The organism is Ideonella sp. (genome assembly GCF_036277275.1).
Lineage (GTDB): Bacteria > Pseudomonadota > Gammaproteobacteria > Burkholderiales > Burkholderiaceae_C > Ideonella.
In genome coordinates, this window is the sequence record NZ_DASUNH010000040.1 from 1 (window position 1) to 14639 (window position 14639).

Annotated in this window: 13 protein-coding genes and 1 pseudogene; all 14 read right to left on the reverse strand. The window is 64.8% G+C overall.

Annotated features, from left to right (window positions below; genetic code table 11):
* Positions 1 to 383, reverse strand: a 383-nt coding sequence (locus tag VFY73_RS08330; RefSeq protein ID WP_329717566.1) for an AraC family ligand binding domain-containing protein, incomplete at its 3' end; no start/stop codon positions are given.
* Between the two features lie 6 nt (positions 384 to 389).
* Entirely contained in the window at positions 390 to 1181 is a 792-nt protein-coding gene (locus tag VFY73_RS08335; protein ID WP_329717568.1) for an acetoacetate decarboxylase family protein, read from the reverse strand.
* A gap of 97 nt (positions 1182 to 1278) precedes the next feature.
* Complete coding sequence (locus VFY73_RS08340) at positions 1279 to 2133, reverse strand: GGDEF domain-containing protein (RefSeq protein ID WP_329717570.1); 855 nt, start codon at positions 2131 to 2133, stop codon at positions 1279 to 1281.
* Positions 2134 to 2256: 123 nt separating this feature from the next.
* Positions 2257 to 4902 (reverse strand): EAL domain-containing protein, encoded by a 2646-nt coding sequence (locus VFY73_RS08345; RefSeq protein WP_329717572.1) that lies wholly within the window; start codon positions 4900 to 4902, stop codon positions 2257 to 2259.
* Positions 4903 to 4916: 14 nt separating this feature from the next.
* The gene (locus tag VFY73_RS08350) at positions 4917 to 5486 is read right to left on the reverse strand and encodes a heme NO-binding domain-containing protein (RefSeq protein WP_329717574.1); all 570 of its coding nucleotides are present in this window, start codon (positions 5484 to 5486) and stop codon (positions 4917 to 4919) included.
* A gap of 37 nt (positions 5487 to 5523) precedes the next feature.
* Complete coding sequence (locus VFY73_RS08355; protein ID WP_329717576.1) at positions 5524 to 6378, reverse strand: dihydrodipicolinate synthase family protein; 855 nt, start codon at positions 6376 to 6378, stop codon at positions 5524 to 5526.
* Positions 6379 to 6418: 40 nt separating this feature from the next.
* On the reverse strand, positions 6419 to 7159 hold the full coding sequence (locus VFY73_RS08360) for an iron-containing redox enzyme family protein (protein ID WP_329717578.1): 741 nt from the start codon (positions 7157 to 7159) through the stop codon (positions 6419 to 6421).
* A 34-nt stretch (positions 7160 to 7193) separates the two neighbouring features.
* A complete protein-coding gene (locus VFY73_RS08365) occupies positions 7194 to 7994 on the reverse strand; it encodes a class I SAM-dependent methyltransferase (protein ID WP_329717580.1) in 801 nt (266 codons plus the stop codon).
* Between the two features lie 553 nt (positions 7995 to 8547).
* Entirely contained in the window at positions 8548 to 8751 is a 204-nt protein-coding gene (locus VFY73_RS08370) for a hypothetical protein (RefSeq protein ID WP_329717582.1), read from the reverse strand.
* Positions 8752 to 8944: 193 nt separating this feature from the next.
* The gene (locus VFY73_RS08375) at positions 8945 to 10609 is read right to left on the reverse strand and encodes a PAS domain-containing hybrid sensor histidine kinase/response regulator (RefSeq protein WP_329717584.1); all 1665 of its coding nucleotides are present in this window, start codon (positions 10607 to 10609) and stop codon (positions 8945 to 8947) included.
* A gap of 398 nt (positions 10610 to 11007) precedes the next feature.
* Positions 11008 to 11349 (reverse strand): hypothetical protein, encoded by a 342-nt coding sequence (locus VFY73_RS08380; RefSeq protein WP_329717586.1) that lies wholly within the window; start codon positions 11347 to 11349, stop codon positions 11008 to 11010.
* Positions 11350 to 11469: 120 nt separating this feature from the next.
* Complete coding sequence (locus VFY73_RS08385) at positions 11470 to 11709, reverse strand: hypothetical protein (protein WP_329717588.1); 240 nt, start codon at positions 11707 to 11709, stop codon at positions 11470 to 11472.
* A gap of 601 nt (positions 11710 to 12310) precedes the next feature.
* Positions 12311 to 14425: an HlyD family efflux transporter periplasmic adaptor subunit gene (locus VFY73_RS08390; protein WP_329717590.1), complete on the reverse strand. Its 2115-nt coding sequence runs from the start codon at positions 14423 to 14425 to the stop codon at positions 12311 to 12313.
* Positions 14426 to 14432: 7 nt separating this feature from the next.
* Positions 14433 to 14639 (reverse strand): annotated as a pseudogene (locus VFY73_RS08395) (secretion protein HylD); the annotation flags it as partial.

A 14639-nucleotide genomic window follows, 5' to 3' on the forward strand; every position in this document is an offset into this window, starting at 1 on the left:
CCGACCACCTCCGGTGCATGGACCCACCCGCTGCGCGCAGGGCCGGAAAGCCCGGCATGGACGAGCCAATCGTTCGGCACATACAGCATCACCACCAACGCGCCCGCATTGCGCTCATGTGGCGTCAGCGCCCCCGTGTGCACGGTGCCCGGGGCAATGGCGAACAGATCGCCTGGGCGGGCATGGAAGGGACGGCCGCCCACGCTGCAACGGCACTCCCCGTCAACGATGGCACCGAAGGACCAATCGGCGTGCCAGTGCGGCACCCATTCCTGGCCGGGCTGGCGGTGCCGAACGTGCTCGAGGTCGAACACTTGCAGGCGCCGCACCTCGGACCGGTTCAGCGCCATCGCGGTGGGCTTGCCGTCAATCGATCCAGCCACGGGCCGTCACGCATCAAGAGCTCCACGCACGGTGATCCCCATCCACCCGGCACTGGCCTCGATGGCTTGAATGTCGCCGAGCAGGCCGATGTCCTCTTGTGGGTGCGCGGTCAGTTGGAGCGATGCCGTCGCCGCATGCCAGCCACCACCCACCCGGTCGACGATGTCTGGCTTCACGAGCACGGGTTGGGGCAAGTCTGCCGGGCGCCGCAGGTCGGGCCACCCCACGGCGCCGATCGTCGGCAAGGCAAGGAAGCCCAAGGGACGGCCCACATCGCCGGTCAGCTCCGCTCGCGCCTCGAGCACACGCCGATCTTTCACAGCCAAACTGGCGCCCAACCGGCTTCCGGCCCGCAAGGGAGAGGCGGCAGGATGATCGAGCGGCAGGCTGCGCGTCAACCACGTGCTGCCGATCTTCTTGGGCCACCCCTGCAGCAGGCCGCGCACGAGCGAAATGTCCTGGTCGACCCAGATGGCAGGGCAATACGCGCAGCGCGTACCGTCGGGCCGCTCGAGTTCGAGCACGACGATGGTTTCGCGGTACTGGGCCAGCACAGGGTCCAGCAGCTCATGGCCATCCGTACAAGCCTGCCAATCGGCAAAGTGCACGCAGCCCGTCCCGGTGGGTCGGCCCGCAGCGGGCGGCACCAACGCCGCGGCGGTGTCAGCGTCAAAGCGGAAAGCGACGTTCAGCAACCAACCGGCGTAGTGCCAGGGTGGCGCCTTCACCAACGCCGCCCGTCCCGTGGTGGTGAATGGGGCGGTGAAGCTGTGGTGGGACCAAGGCAATGTGTTCATCAGCCGATGGTGACTGCCGGGAGAGCGCCTGGATAGTACGGATGTGAACCATCGGATTCGCAGTGCGGTTCACCGCCGCACCTTGCCAGCCTGTCAACTACTGTTGGAGAACTTCCAGATCATATGCATACCCGCCTCCTGCACGTTTTGCCTGATACATCGCCCTGTCGGCGCTGGCAATAAGCAATGTGTCGGTGCTTCCATTGCGCGGGAAAATCGAGATTCCGATACTGCATTTCACGCTGACCTCGACCGGCACGGCTTGTGCCTCGAGTTCAAACGGCTCCGCAACGCGAGCAATGATTTTTTCAGCGATTCCTGAGGCGTCCGACTCCTGCCGCAATTCCATCAGAAGGTACAGAAACTCATCACCGCCATGGCGACTGACGGTGTCGTCCTCGCGTGTCATGCGTTTCAATCGACCCGCAATCGTTTTCAGCACCTGATCCCCCGCGGCATGTCCATATGAATCGTTGATGCTCTTGAATCCATCCAGATCAATGAACATCACCGCGAGCGTCCATCCGTGCCGTCTTGCCTGAGCGAGTCCATGCGCCAGACGGTCATCGAAAAGACTGCGATTGGGCAACGAAGTGAGAGGATCATGAAGAGAAGCGAGGCGTGTTGCCGCCGCCTCCTGATGCGCGGCCTCCAACTCTCGCTCAAGCAAATTCCGCTCCTCGACTTCGTCCTTCAAGGCCTGGGTCACTTGGATCAAGCCGTCTGCGCAGACCTGCACCTTGGCTTCGATGGCTTGGCTTTGCTCAAGCGCGTCGTCCAGGGCGGGTTGCGCGGGGCCAATCGAAAGCTCGTGGTCAAGCGTTGAATTCACAGAGCACAACTCAGCAGCGCATTCGGCAACGGCACCGTGGATTTGCTCGCTCTGAACGACGACGACATTCAGCTTCTGCTGAACTGAAGCCTGCACAGCTGATTGCAGCGGCGTATTCATCTGTTGCTCCAGCGCATGATTAACCCTCCAGTCGGCAGACTTTTCCAAAAAAGAATCTTCACGCGGACAGCCGAATCGTTCCGTTCGCCAGCGCACCGACGGCTGACGCTCGATCCCGTAAAATTAAACAGTGGCCGCTGCCACCGGGGTCACGAGACAGTGCGGATCGCGCTTGAGGAAGCGGCTGATTTCGTCAGCGGTGATCGGTTTGCTGAGAAAGTAGCCCTGGATCTCGTCGCAGCCTTGGGCGCGCAGGTAAGCCATTTGCTCGGGCGTCTCGACACCCTCTGCTACCACCTTCATTCGCAAGCGATGGGCCAGCGCGATGATGCCTGCCGTCAGGTTTGCTGCGTCCTCATCTCCGGGCAGATCCTTGATGAAGGATCGGTCGATCTTCAATGTGCCCAATGGGAAGGTTCGCAGGTACGACAGCGACGAATATCCGGTGCCGAAATCGTCGATGGCCAGGGACACGCCCAGATCGCGCAACTCGCGCAGTCGCAGTGCAGCTTGAGCCGGGTTGCGCATCACGCCACTTTCGGTGATCTCGAACTCGAACTGCTCCGGATCGAGGCCCGCGTCTGCAATGACCCCCGCCACTTCCTCGGCAAGTCGGGGACGGTCCAACTGTCGCGCCGCGAGGTTGACGCTGACCTGCACGGCGTGCCCCTGATCCAGCCAGGCTTTCGCATCTTGGCAGGCCACTTGCAGCGCCCACCGGCCAAAGCTGTCGATCAGCCCGATGTCTTCCGCGATAGGGATGAACTGCAGGGGTGAAACCACACCTAACGAGGGGTGACGCCAGCGCATCAGTGCCTCCACCCCGGTGACCTGCCCGGTGGAGAGATTCTGCTTCGGCTGGTAGACGAGGAACAGCTCGTTTCGCTCCAGCGCACGAGGCAGGCAACTCTCCAGCGCCAACCGCTGCTGGCTCTGTGCATTCATCTGAACGGAGTAGAAATAGTGGTTGCCGGGCCCCTTCTCCTTGGCCCGATACATCGCCGCATCGGCGTTCATCAGCAGGGCTTCGACATCTTGCCCATCGTCAGGAAAGATGCTGATGCCGACGCTCGCTGTCGTCGGCAATTCGCGCCCGTTCACCTCAAACGGCAAGTTGAATCGACTCAGCACCTTGGTCAGCGGCGCAATCACCTCGGCGGCGCTGTTCAGGCCCTCCAGGATCAGCACGAATTCGTCCCCACCAAAACGGGCCACGGTGTCACTCTCTCGTACGCTGTCCCGCAGACGGTCGGCGCAGGCGCGCAGCAAGACGTCGCCGGCGCTGTGGCCGAGGCTGTCGTTGACGTGCTTGAAGCGGTCGAGATCCATGAACAAGACGGCGACCTTGCTTCGATCCCGTGCGGCACGCTGGATGCCATGCTCCAGCCGCTCGTGCAGCAAGGATCGGTTGGCCAGCCCCGTCAGCGCGTCGTGGTGGGCCGCGTAGCGCAATGCCGTCTCGGCTTGCTTGCGTTGCAGGTACTGGGCCAACTGACTGGCAATGGAGCGCAGGAACGCTTCGATCTCGCGATCGACGCCGATCGGCGAGCGGCTGAAGAACTCGAGGGCCACGAACTGCGCGCCCGCAATGACCGGGATGACGACGGCCGCCTGCAGCCCGCTGCGGCTGGCGATCTGGTCGATTGTCGGTGCGACGTCGCTCACGGGGATGGCTCGCCACAGCGGAATGGCCACGACCCAGGCCGCGTCGAGATGGCTGCCCTGACGTGGCCCGCGGAAGCCGCGCATGGTAGCGACAGACTCCTGCGCGGCCGCATCGTCGGCCGCCGCCCAGGCACCCAGGCAGTGCACTTGAGCGTCGGGGCCCACTCCCCAGCAGACGGCGGCTTGCCAACCCAGCTGCGCTCCAACCGATGACAAGATGCAGGCCACCGCACGCTCGGGTTCGACGTCTGCCGCCAGCTCTCGAGCAATGTCGTTGGTCAGCTCCATCCGCAGTGCGGACTGTTTGCGTGTGGTCTCGTCACGCACGGTGGCACGCACGGTGGTGGCACCACTTTCCGTGGATCGCTGCAGGTTGACGTGCACCCAGCGGTCGGTCCCGTCAAGAGCGTGCACGCGGTGCTCGAGCTCGACCGGTGCGTCGCCTTGGCCGGCATGCGCGATGGCTTCGCGCAACTCGGCCCGGTGCCCCTCGGGCATCAGCGTCAGCAGCCGTGCCAGCGTGGGTGTCGCCGCTGTCGCGGTGAGCCCGTAGATGCGCAGTGCCTCGTCCGAGCATTCGACCTCGCCGGTCTGCGCATCGAGCACCCAGCTGCCCAGCTTCGCCAACCCCTGCGCCTGCGCCAATCGCTGCTGGCTGGCCCGCAGCATGCGCGAAAGTTCTTGCGCATCCACCAAGGCCTTGTTCTTGGTTTGCAGAAGGAACAGCAAGTCGACGACAGGATCGTGAACAGCGAAGTCGCTGAGCGTCAACCCGATCCGAGCCACATCGACCATCTCGACGACCCAGGGCGAACCGAGGAAGAACAATTGCTGATCGAGGGCGACGAATTCGCCGCGCAGCCGCAACGGTCCCTCCCGGTACTGCAATACGAACAGCGATTTGCCGCGCTGGTGGATCGCATCGAAATCCAGGCGCGGCATGACAGGCCGCTGGACAATGAAGTGTTCGCCGAATGCAGCACCTTCGATCATCAGAGGGCACAGACGGCTCAGTACCGAGCCGCTCTGCAGCACGCGCAGTTGCTGATCGAGCACGATGTGAAACGGGAACGCTGCAGCGAACTGCGGCGGCGACAGGTTCATTGCAGCGTCGGCCATCATCGGGGCGGTGAGGCTCCTGCGTCGACGTAGTCGATGCGGAAAACGTCGTGCTCGTCTGTCTCGCGATAGGCGGTTTGCCGAACACTGACCTCCTGAGAAAACCGCTTGCCCAGGCCCTTGATCAACCCGACCACCATCGGGGCGAATCCGGCGCGCTCGCTGCGGTAGTGCAGCAGCAGCCCCGGGTCGCCTTCGATCTGCTCCACTTCAAAAGAGGGCGGCCGCAGGGCTGGAAAGCTCATCGCCACGTGACTGTGCATGTTGTCCAGATTGTTCAGGAACGAGCGCAGATCCGAGCCGAACATCGCGAGCATTTCGCCGTAGCCTGCCTGCGCGGTGTACAGCACCCAATGCTCGCCGAAGCCTTCCAGAATCTCGGACGAATCCAGGTCCAGCACTTCGCTGGCGGACCTGACCAGCCTGTGGGTGGTCTCGTCCGGGTAGCTGTCCATGGAGACGAACATGTCCAGACGGATGCCGGCGCCCTCGCGAATCCTGTTCCAGGCGGTATTGCCGAACCCCTTTTTGACGAAGTCCTCCAGCGCCTGATTGACCAAACCATACATTCCAGTCCCCTTGAGCTTTCCGTGTCGCGCAAGCGCATCAACATTGCACAGGGTGCGACCCGGCAGTCTGTGCGGTAGCGAACGCTGGGGAGTTTGCGCCCATCCTGACGGTGGCATTGCGGATGACGCCGCAGTCGAACAGGATCGTCTTGCGCTGGCGGATCATGGTCGCGGCATGCCCACGCTCTTTCATGGCCACTGGCAGGAACGCCTCATAGGCGGCCGCTGCCCCGGCCAGGTCGCCATGGCGAAAACGATCCATCACCGTGACGAGGAGTTCCGGGTGTGGGTAGCCCGTGAAGAAGCCATCGGCACCGTGCTCGAGTTCATGCAGGCAATGCACGCCGCCCAGCCCACCGAAGATCCGGATGCGGGTTCCAAGTTGGGCCCGCACCATGGCCATCTTCACGGCCGTGGGTTCTTCCTCCAGCTTGATGCCGCAGACCTGGGGCACGGTATCGACCAGGGCCTGAACGAGGCTCATCGGCAGCCGTGCTCCGACCTTCGGGTTGTCGAGCAGGATGATCGGCAGGCGCACGGACCGCGCGATCGCACCGACATGCTCCAGCACCTCCTGCGCGCTGCCCATCGGCGGCTTGACCAGCAGCCCCGTTGCGCCACAGTTGGCCGCGGCGTGGGCCTGGGCCAGCGCACGATCGATGCGGCCGGCCAAGACGGCCACGACGACCGACGCACGACCGGCGGATCGACAAACAACGCGCCGGACCACCCGTAGACGCTCGGCGTCATCGAGCAAATCCCCTTCGCCGGCAATGCTGACGGGCACCAGCCCGACGGCGCCGCCGATCAGGTAGTGATCCACCACGCGGTCCAGGCTCTCCATGTCCAGGCTTCCGTCCAGCATCATCGGCGTCGGCAGCACCGCGAACAATCCTTGCAACCAGGTGGGCAGACGGTTCATGGCCACACCTTCAATCGACCGTGGCGAGCTTGAAATCTGCGACCCGCTCAGCCTCGCGCAACACGCCGTCGAAGAACAGGCAGCGTGCGTCCATGGCAGTACGGATCGCTTGCTGGACGAGAAGTTCGTCCTCGAACGTGCTCAGCATCGGCAACAAGATGGCTTCGAGCTTGTCGGCATGTTCATCGTCGGCATGAATGTGCACCTCGAAGAACATCAGCGCTTCCCTGTCGAAGGTGCCTGCCTGTCGCAGCCCCCTTTGAATGTGCGAGTACAGCGCCGCGACGATGCCTTCAGAGGCGTAGCACAGGGCGCCCAGGATGCCCTGAACGCCATAATCGTCTCCCAGGCTGCGGTAGGTGTCGATCAACGCCGCGGTCTCGGGCTGCGCCGGTATCGCCGACAGGTGAACGTCATCCACCCCCAGCGCCCGCGTGAACTGCCGGAACAGGGATGCATGGGCCCGCTGCGGATCGCCTTCTCCCAGTTCTTCCCACAGGTTCTTGCCAATCACGATGCGCGCGTCTTCCTGCGGGCAAGCTGCCAGGGCCAAGGCCAGAAAGCTCGGGAACTGATGGCAGAACTTGTACATCTGTGCGCCAATCACGCGCACCTGGGAGAGCGTCAGTTGACCCGCACGGCAACGCTCAACGAAAGGATGGGACCAAAGCGGGTGGCTTTCGGCGACTTGCCGGAACCGTGCCCGAGCGTCGAGGGTCGGTTGGGGGATTTCGGACGGGAGTGACTTCATGAGGCTGGCCTTCGGGGAGTCGGGTGATTGGCGCTCAAGCACGGACGACCTTGACGGCCATGTGCAGCGGAAGATCGAAGAGCGGACCGAAGAAGTCCTTGTCCATGTCCACCATCTCGCGGGTGACGGCCAGCTCGGTCACGGTCGGCATCGCGGCAAACCCTGCCTCGCTCAGGCCTTCGAAGTAGTCTTGCAGGGTCTTGTGCACCAGCTGCACGTCGAGTGCGCCGCCGTCGCGTTTCCAGATCCGCCCGCTGAACATGCTGTTGCGAGCGCTGAAGTACCCGGCGGAGCCGATATCGAAGTAGAACGGCGGAGCCGGCTCGCGCATGAACGCGAATGCCGGGTGCGGCACTGCGAACACGAACTGGCCTCCAGGCTTCAGCATGCGATGCACGTTGGCCATGGCCCGATGCATCTGTGTGACGTTGAGGTAGTTGAACAGAAACACGGCAACGACGAGGTCGACGCTGGCGTCACCAAGATCAGCCGTGACGGCATCAGCCTTCTCGTAGCGGATACCCAGTGGCTGCGTCCGCTCGGCCAGGCGAGCGAGCTCGATCATGCGTTCGGAGATATCAAGCCCTACCACCTGCGCACCGCGCTGTCGCAGCATGCGGCTGCAATAGCCTTCGCCGCAGCCGAGGTCGAGAACCAACCTGTCCGCAAGCGGCTCGCACAGGGCCATCAGCTGCGGCCGGGCCGTGTAGTCGGACAAAGAGCTGGGCTGATGTCTCGACCAGTTGGCCGCCGTCTGGTCGTACAGCGCGCGGGCATCGGTTGGCATGTTCATGTGGAGCTGTCCTGGGTTGCAGCGGAGCGGGTCGAGGGCCAATGGCGCTCGACACGTGGAGAGGGCTTGAGGCCATGCGCGATCGTCAATCCGGCGAGCGTGGGCCACGCGCAAATGCGTCGTGGTCAGCCCTGATCGGGGCGGTGACGTCCGGGGGTAGTTGGGCTGGGGCGGGTCCGCAGACAACGACGCGGCATCACGCCGTTCGCGCAGTCAGCGGTCAATCGCTCGAACGCAGATGCCTGTCGAAGGCATCACCCCGGAGTTCGAAGCGAACTCGCACCGGCAATCAAGCCGTGTGACAGGTAGCGGGGACTGGGTGGCGTGCAAGGAACTTGCAAAACCATCTTGCAGCAGATCGCACCGACCGATCGAGAGAACAGGTGGCCAATCACCGCCCTGTTCGCAGAGCGCTCCCCGAGTTGCAGGAGGCGTTGCGCAAACGATAGGCTCCCCCAACCTGCCGTGGTCAAGCCTCCAACTGGTCGCGAGGATTGGAGCGGGCGAAGGTGCCAACCAGCGCCACGCAGGGTTGCGTCTGCGCTTCAGCGGTCGCAGGCGGCAGAGCACTCTCCACCGCCGCGGCGATGCGCCGTCAGGATTGCACCGGCTGATGGTGTGGATGACGCTTGGCGATGGCGGCACCGATCGTGCGCTTGAGCTTCTGCATGGCCCCGGCAACGGCCTGGGGCGCGTTGGCGGCGCTGCCGTTCACGACGATGACCGCTTCGCCGCTCGGTCGCGGGAGACCTGCCGGGTCGGTGCGCTGTCGAACGGTCGCGTGCCGTGCCTGCTCCATTCGACCGAGAGCACTAAGCCGGCAGCTTCGCAGGGACGAGCATCGTGCGTTCGCCACGCGTCGTGCGCAAGAAGTCCCAGCGTCCAGCGTCAGCAAGGTCAGCGGACCCCCTTGACGGCCGAGACCGTGGTGTGCCTTTCCCCCTCAACAACAGGGCCGCGATCTGTCCGGACCTGCGCGCTGCCGCACTCACTCAATGAAGCTTGCGTGGCGGCAACCGATGCTGGCGGCACAGAAGCGTCCTGAGTAAGGTCTCGAACAACGCCCCGACCCTGACCGGCTTGCCGAGGAATTCGTCCATGCCAGCCTCGAAACAGGCCGCCTTGTCTTCGGCAAAGGCGTTGGCCGTCAACGCCACAATGACGCTGTCCGTGCCCCCCGGCAGCATGCGAATGCGGCGGGTCGCCTCCAGGCCACCGATGCCCGGCATCTGCATGTCCATGAGGATCAGATCGTAGGCGTTCTGCCCTGCCATGCGAACGGCTTCGTTGCCCTCCCGCGCGACATCCACCCTGTCAAATACCGTGCTCAGAATGGTCATGGCGATCTCACGGTTCACGGGGTCATCGTCAACCAACAGCACGCGGGCGCTCGCATGGTCGCGCGCCAAGACGGCCTCGGGCGACGAGGCCGTGAGGACGTGCGCCACGTCGGGTCGGCGTTCCTTGCGCAACCGGGCCGTGAACCAGAAGGTGCTGCCCCAACCGACAGTGCTCTGCGCACCGGCTTCCCCGCCCATCAGACGTGCAAGTTGCCGCACGATCGCGAGGCCCAAGCCTGTGCCGCCATGCAGCCTGGCAATCGAGTTGTCAACCTGCTCAAAGGGCACGAACAAGCGCGCCAGTGCCTCCGGCGCAATGCCCGGGCCGGTGTCCTGCACCTCGAATCGAATCAGGGCGGTGTCTGCCGTCTCCTCCATGCAGAGGGTACGCAGAATGACGCTTCCCGCCGCCGTGAACTTGACGGCATTGCCGGCGTAGTTGAGCAGCGCCTGCTGCAGCCGGGAGGCATCGCCCATAAGCCCCTGGGGTAGCGGATGCGCTTCGATCGACAGGTTCAGGTTCTTTGTCGACGCACGCTCAGACAGGATGGAGACGACACTGCCCGCGATGCCTCCGGCATTGACCTGTGTGACCTCCAGTACCAGTTTGCCGGCTTCAATTTTCGACAGGTCGAGTACCGCGTTGATCAACTCCAACAGGTGCTCGCCAGCCACATCCAACTCGGCCAGCCACGCCGTCTGTTGTGCCGTCATCCGGGTGCGCCTGATCAGGTAGGTCAACCCCATGATGGCGGCCAGCGGCGTGCGGATCTCATGCGACATGTTTGCGAGGAATGCACTCTTGGCCGTACTCGCGGCCTCGGCAGCGAGCTTCGCCACGGCCAGCTTTCGCACTTGCTCCTCTGCCAGCCGCTGGTCGGTGATGTTGCGGATGTTGCATTGGATGACACGTACGCCACCACAGTCGTAGGCGTTGCTGACGAACTCCACACTGATGAGCGCCCCGCTGCGCGTCCTTAGCGGGAGGTCGTTGTAGCGGACGTAACCCTCCACCTGCAGTCGTTGGAACATCTCGGTGCTCTTCTCGATGTCGACGAAAGCGCCGACGTCCCACAGCTTCTTGCCCAACAGCTCGACGTGCGAGTAGCCCAGCATCGCAATCAGATAGGGGTTGGCATCTTCGATTTGCCCCGACTTGGCGTTGATCAGCAAGATACCGTCCTGCGCCGCCTCAAAAAGGCGTCGGTATCGAATCTCGGATTCGCGCAATGCGTTGCTGGCAACATCAGGAAGCGCCGCACTTGGTCCGGCGGTGAGAGGCTTATCAGCCGACATTGGCACCAGGTCAGTGATCATCTCGGTTGATCTGCCGGACTTCGATGCTGGAACATGGCCCTCACGCAGGTGATAGGGACATGCTCAGTCATCTGGCCGTCAGCCTCTTCAGTTGAATTCGGGGAAGGACACGTGATTTGTACCGCTCGAAGCCCGTCACGGCAGTTCGCAGCGCCGACCGGTAGGGACTTGACACGCACGACTGCCGCGCCAGTCCCTTCTACGCTCGCTTCCAAGCACCATCTGTTCGGCGCCGCACCTAACTGGCAGTTCGTGCATGCCGACACGGAGACTTGGCGAATCCTGGGCGAACCGTCGTCTTCACGCGAATGGGCAGCAGCGAAGGCATGGCAGAAACGCCACCGACGTCCGGCGCATCCGGCGCTGTCAAACTGCCCACTGCGGCCCGCCGGGCATGCTCACGCGAGAGATCGTTCGAGCCACACGCCCGGCGCCACACCTATTCGTGACGGAAGGGCCAGCGCGTCTTCGAACAGCTGGCGGGGGTTGATCTTCTCGTTCAACGTCGTGGGCAATTCAACGCCACGGACCAGCTTCACGATCATCCGGTCATCGGAGCCATCGTCTGGAAGCTTCGCGGATACGCTGCGAAAGAGCCAGCCCTGAAACTGAACCCCACTTTGTTCAGAGCGCACCAACAACCGGGTCAACGCATCGATGCGCGCCTGCACGGCTTGTCTTTCTTCTTCCCCATGGATGGGAACTTCAAACGTGCAAACTGTCGTCGTGGATGCATTCATTCCTGCCTCCAATATCGACTTCACGGTGATGCACCATTGCTGGGAATCCAAATGTTGATCGGCGGCCAGGCCCCTTCCCGCCCCCTCGCTTCCTGGTCGAGTGCGCCTTTGGCCGCAGCCTCAGCCAGTGGTCCTGAGAGTCAACTTGGGTCGACCAGACAACAAACCCGCAACAGCCAGGTTCTCGCGTTCAATCGCCCGATCACGGTCATCATCCGTTGCCGCCAAACGGTAGGCCGCGCTTGCCGCCAGCACCTCCGCTTTCAGCCGAACCATTTGCATTGGAAACTTGGCCTCGTGCTCCTTGAGTCGGCGACGAATGATCGCGAGAAAGCTCTGAGTGAAAGGGTCGTCGTACATTAAAGTCCTTCTCTGAAGTCAGATGTTGCGCGCGCCACTCGATGCCGGAGTAGACGGATCCTACGCCTATGCAGCGATCACGCGGTTTCGACCTTGGTGTTTCGCGTCGGAGAGGCATTCATCCTGCGTTCACTGCCTGGTTGTGAGACGAACCCGAACGCAGCGTAACTCCTGTCGTGAGCTCGCTCGATGCGCCAACCCACACTGGTCGAAGCGCCTCGGCACGAGGAGGTCACACGCCACCGATTCACCGCGGTTGGTGGCTGAATTCTGAGCCCCCTGCCAATCGAACTTTGACCTGGAGGCTGGAAGCCCGTGTCGCGCTCGCTGGCGTGGCCGGGCGTGAGCCAGAAGGTGTGGTCCACCGCGCGCGCCGCGGCCGGTCGTTCGACGGTTTGTCGAAAGCCGGCGGGCGGCGGGCCTCTTTCCAGGTCTTGCCGAGAATGGGCACCAGGCGGGTGGTGGATGAGTTCATTGACAGTCGCTCCGTGAATGCTGTCACCGTGCAGCGCGGCGAGGCGGAAGATGCCGCGTCAACCGCGCGACGAACGAGCCGAAGGCGATCTACACAGGGCGCGCCCTGCCTCTCGCATGAGGCCGCTCAGAACCCGGCTTCGCGCCAGAAAACGCTCAGCACCTGGTTGGCGAAGCGCCGCAGCAGCGGCTCGGGCCGCGCCGCGATGACCACCCAGCCGCGCCAGGACTGTTCGGGGTGGTCCTGGCCCGAGACCGTTTCGAGCACCACGCGGAACACCGCGCCTTCGGGGTGAAACGCCTGGCCCTGCTCGCGCACCAGCACCTGGCCGCCCAGGTGACTGGCGAGCAGCCGCTCGTTGAGCGTGCGCGTGGCGTCGCGTTCGATCGCCTTCACGCGAAGCCGCAGCGACGGGCCGAGCAGCGCATCGACGATGAACAGCCCACGGTCGCCCACGGCGATGCGCCGCACCTCCTGCTCGTCGACATAGGTCACGACCTGGCGCGCGCCGGTGGCCACCAGGCGGCCGAGCACCTCGTCTTGCGCCACCCAGTCGCCGGCGTGCAGGTCGGGGTCGGTATCGACGAAGCGGCCGGCGAACGGCGCCAACGGCGCGTAGCGCTGCGCGTCGGCCGTGACGGTCTGCGCCTCGGCGCGGCGGGTCTGCAACTGCTCGGCGGCCAGTTGCCAGTCGCGCCGCTGCTGGTCGTCGAATGCCGCGGCGGTGACCTGGCCCTGCACGCCGGCCATGCGCGCGGCCGCCTGCAGGGCGCGCAGGCGCAGCGCCGGCGATTGCACTTCGAACAGCATGGCCCCGGCGGGCACCGCGTCGCCATGCTGGAACGGCAGCGCCGTGACCTGGGCACCGGCGGGCGCATACAGCGTCAGTTGCTCGGCCGGCTGCAGCAGGCCCATGCCGGTGACGCGGCCCGGCAGCGGCACCAGCAACATCGCCAGCAGCCCGCCCACGCCGACCAGCAGCACCAGGCGGCGGCGCCGGCCGATACGCTCGCGGCGCACCCACCAGGCCTGCAACTCGCCCCACAGCGGCGAGGCGACGAACCACACCATCTCCACCACGAACAGCAGGATGCCCACCGCCTTGACCGCGAAGTGGTAGACCAGCACCGCGATGCCAAGGAACAACACCAGCCGGTACACCCAGGTGGCCCAGGCAAATGCCACCAGCCAGCGGGTGCGGCGCGGCGACAGCGGCTCGGGTGCCGGCTCGCCCAGCGCGAACAGCCACTCGCGCAACCGCCAGCGCGCCAGCGCGAACGAGCGCGCGTGCAGGTTGGGCATGTCGAGCGCGTCGGACAACAGGAAGTAGCCGTCGAAGCGCATGAAGGGGCTGGCGTTGACGAGCAGGGTCGACAGCCAGGTGGTGCTGGACAGCAGGAAGGCCGCTGTCTTCACCGTGCCCTCGGGCAGCCACAGCCACACCAGCGTGGCCCACGCGGCGATCGCCAGCTCGGCGCAGATGCCGGCGCCGGCCACCGCCATGCGCTGGCGCGCGTTCGCGAGTTTCCAGACCTCGGTGGTGTCGGTGTAGGCCACCGGCCAGAGCACCATCATCGCCACGCCCATGGTCGGCACGCGGCAGCCGTAGCGCTTGGCGGTCAGGCCATGCAGGAACTCGTGCACGGACTTCACCGCGACGATGGCCACCCCGTAGGCCACGAGGCCTTGCCAGGTGAACAGGTCGACCAGCGTCGAGGCGTAGGCGTTCCACTGGCGCGACACCCCGCCCAGCCCCAGCAGGCCGGCCGCCACGGTGAGCAGCAGGAACGGCCGGCCATAGAGCCAACCCAGCCGCGGCGCCAGCCGGTCCAGCAACGCGTCGGGGCGCAGCAGCGGCACGCGGAAGAACAGGTAGTGGTGCAACAGCCAGGTCCACAGCCCGCCATGCTGGCGCTGCTTCCGGCCGGCCAGTTCGCGGGCCTGGCCGGGTCGCGCCGCCAGCAACTGGTTGGCCTGCAGAAAGTCGAGCAGGCGGGCGACGTCGTCGGCATCGACCGACAGCGTGGTCTCGTTGTGCACCGCGTCGATCACGGCCTGCGGCGAGCCCAGGTGCCAGCGGCTCAGCAGCTCGAAGGTGGGCCAGTCGAGCTGGAAGAACTGGTTGCGCACGGGGTCGTGCAGCGTCCAACCGGGCTGGCCCTGGGCCCCACGCGAGCCCGGGTGCAGCGCCAGCTCCTCACGCAGCGGCGGCAGCGGCGGCAGCGTCGCGGCGTCGGTCATGGCGCCTTCAAAGCGCGAGGTACTGGCGCGCAATGGCCAGCGGCCGGCGCAACACCCAGTACGCCAGTGGCACCCAGCCGGCCTGCAGGCGGCCGGTGCCCTGCAGGCCGACGCGGTGGTCGGTGGGCGCATCGAGCCGGGCGCGCACGCGGTACGCGTAGCTGCCGTCAGGGCGCTGCACCGGGTCGTGCGCCATGTAGCGCAGCGTGGCCGT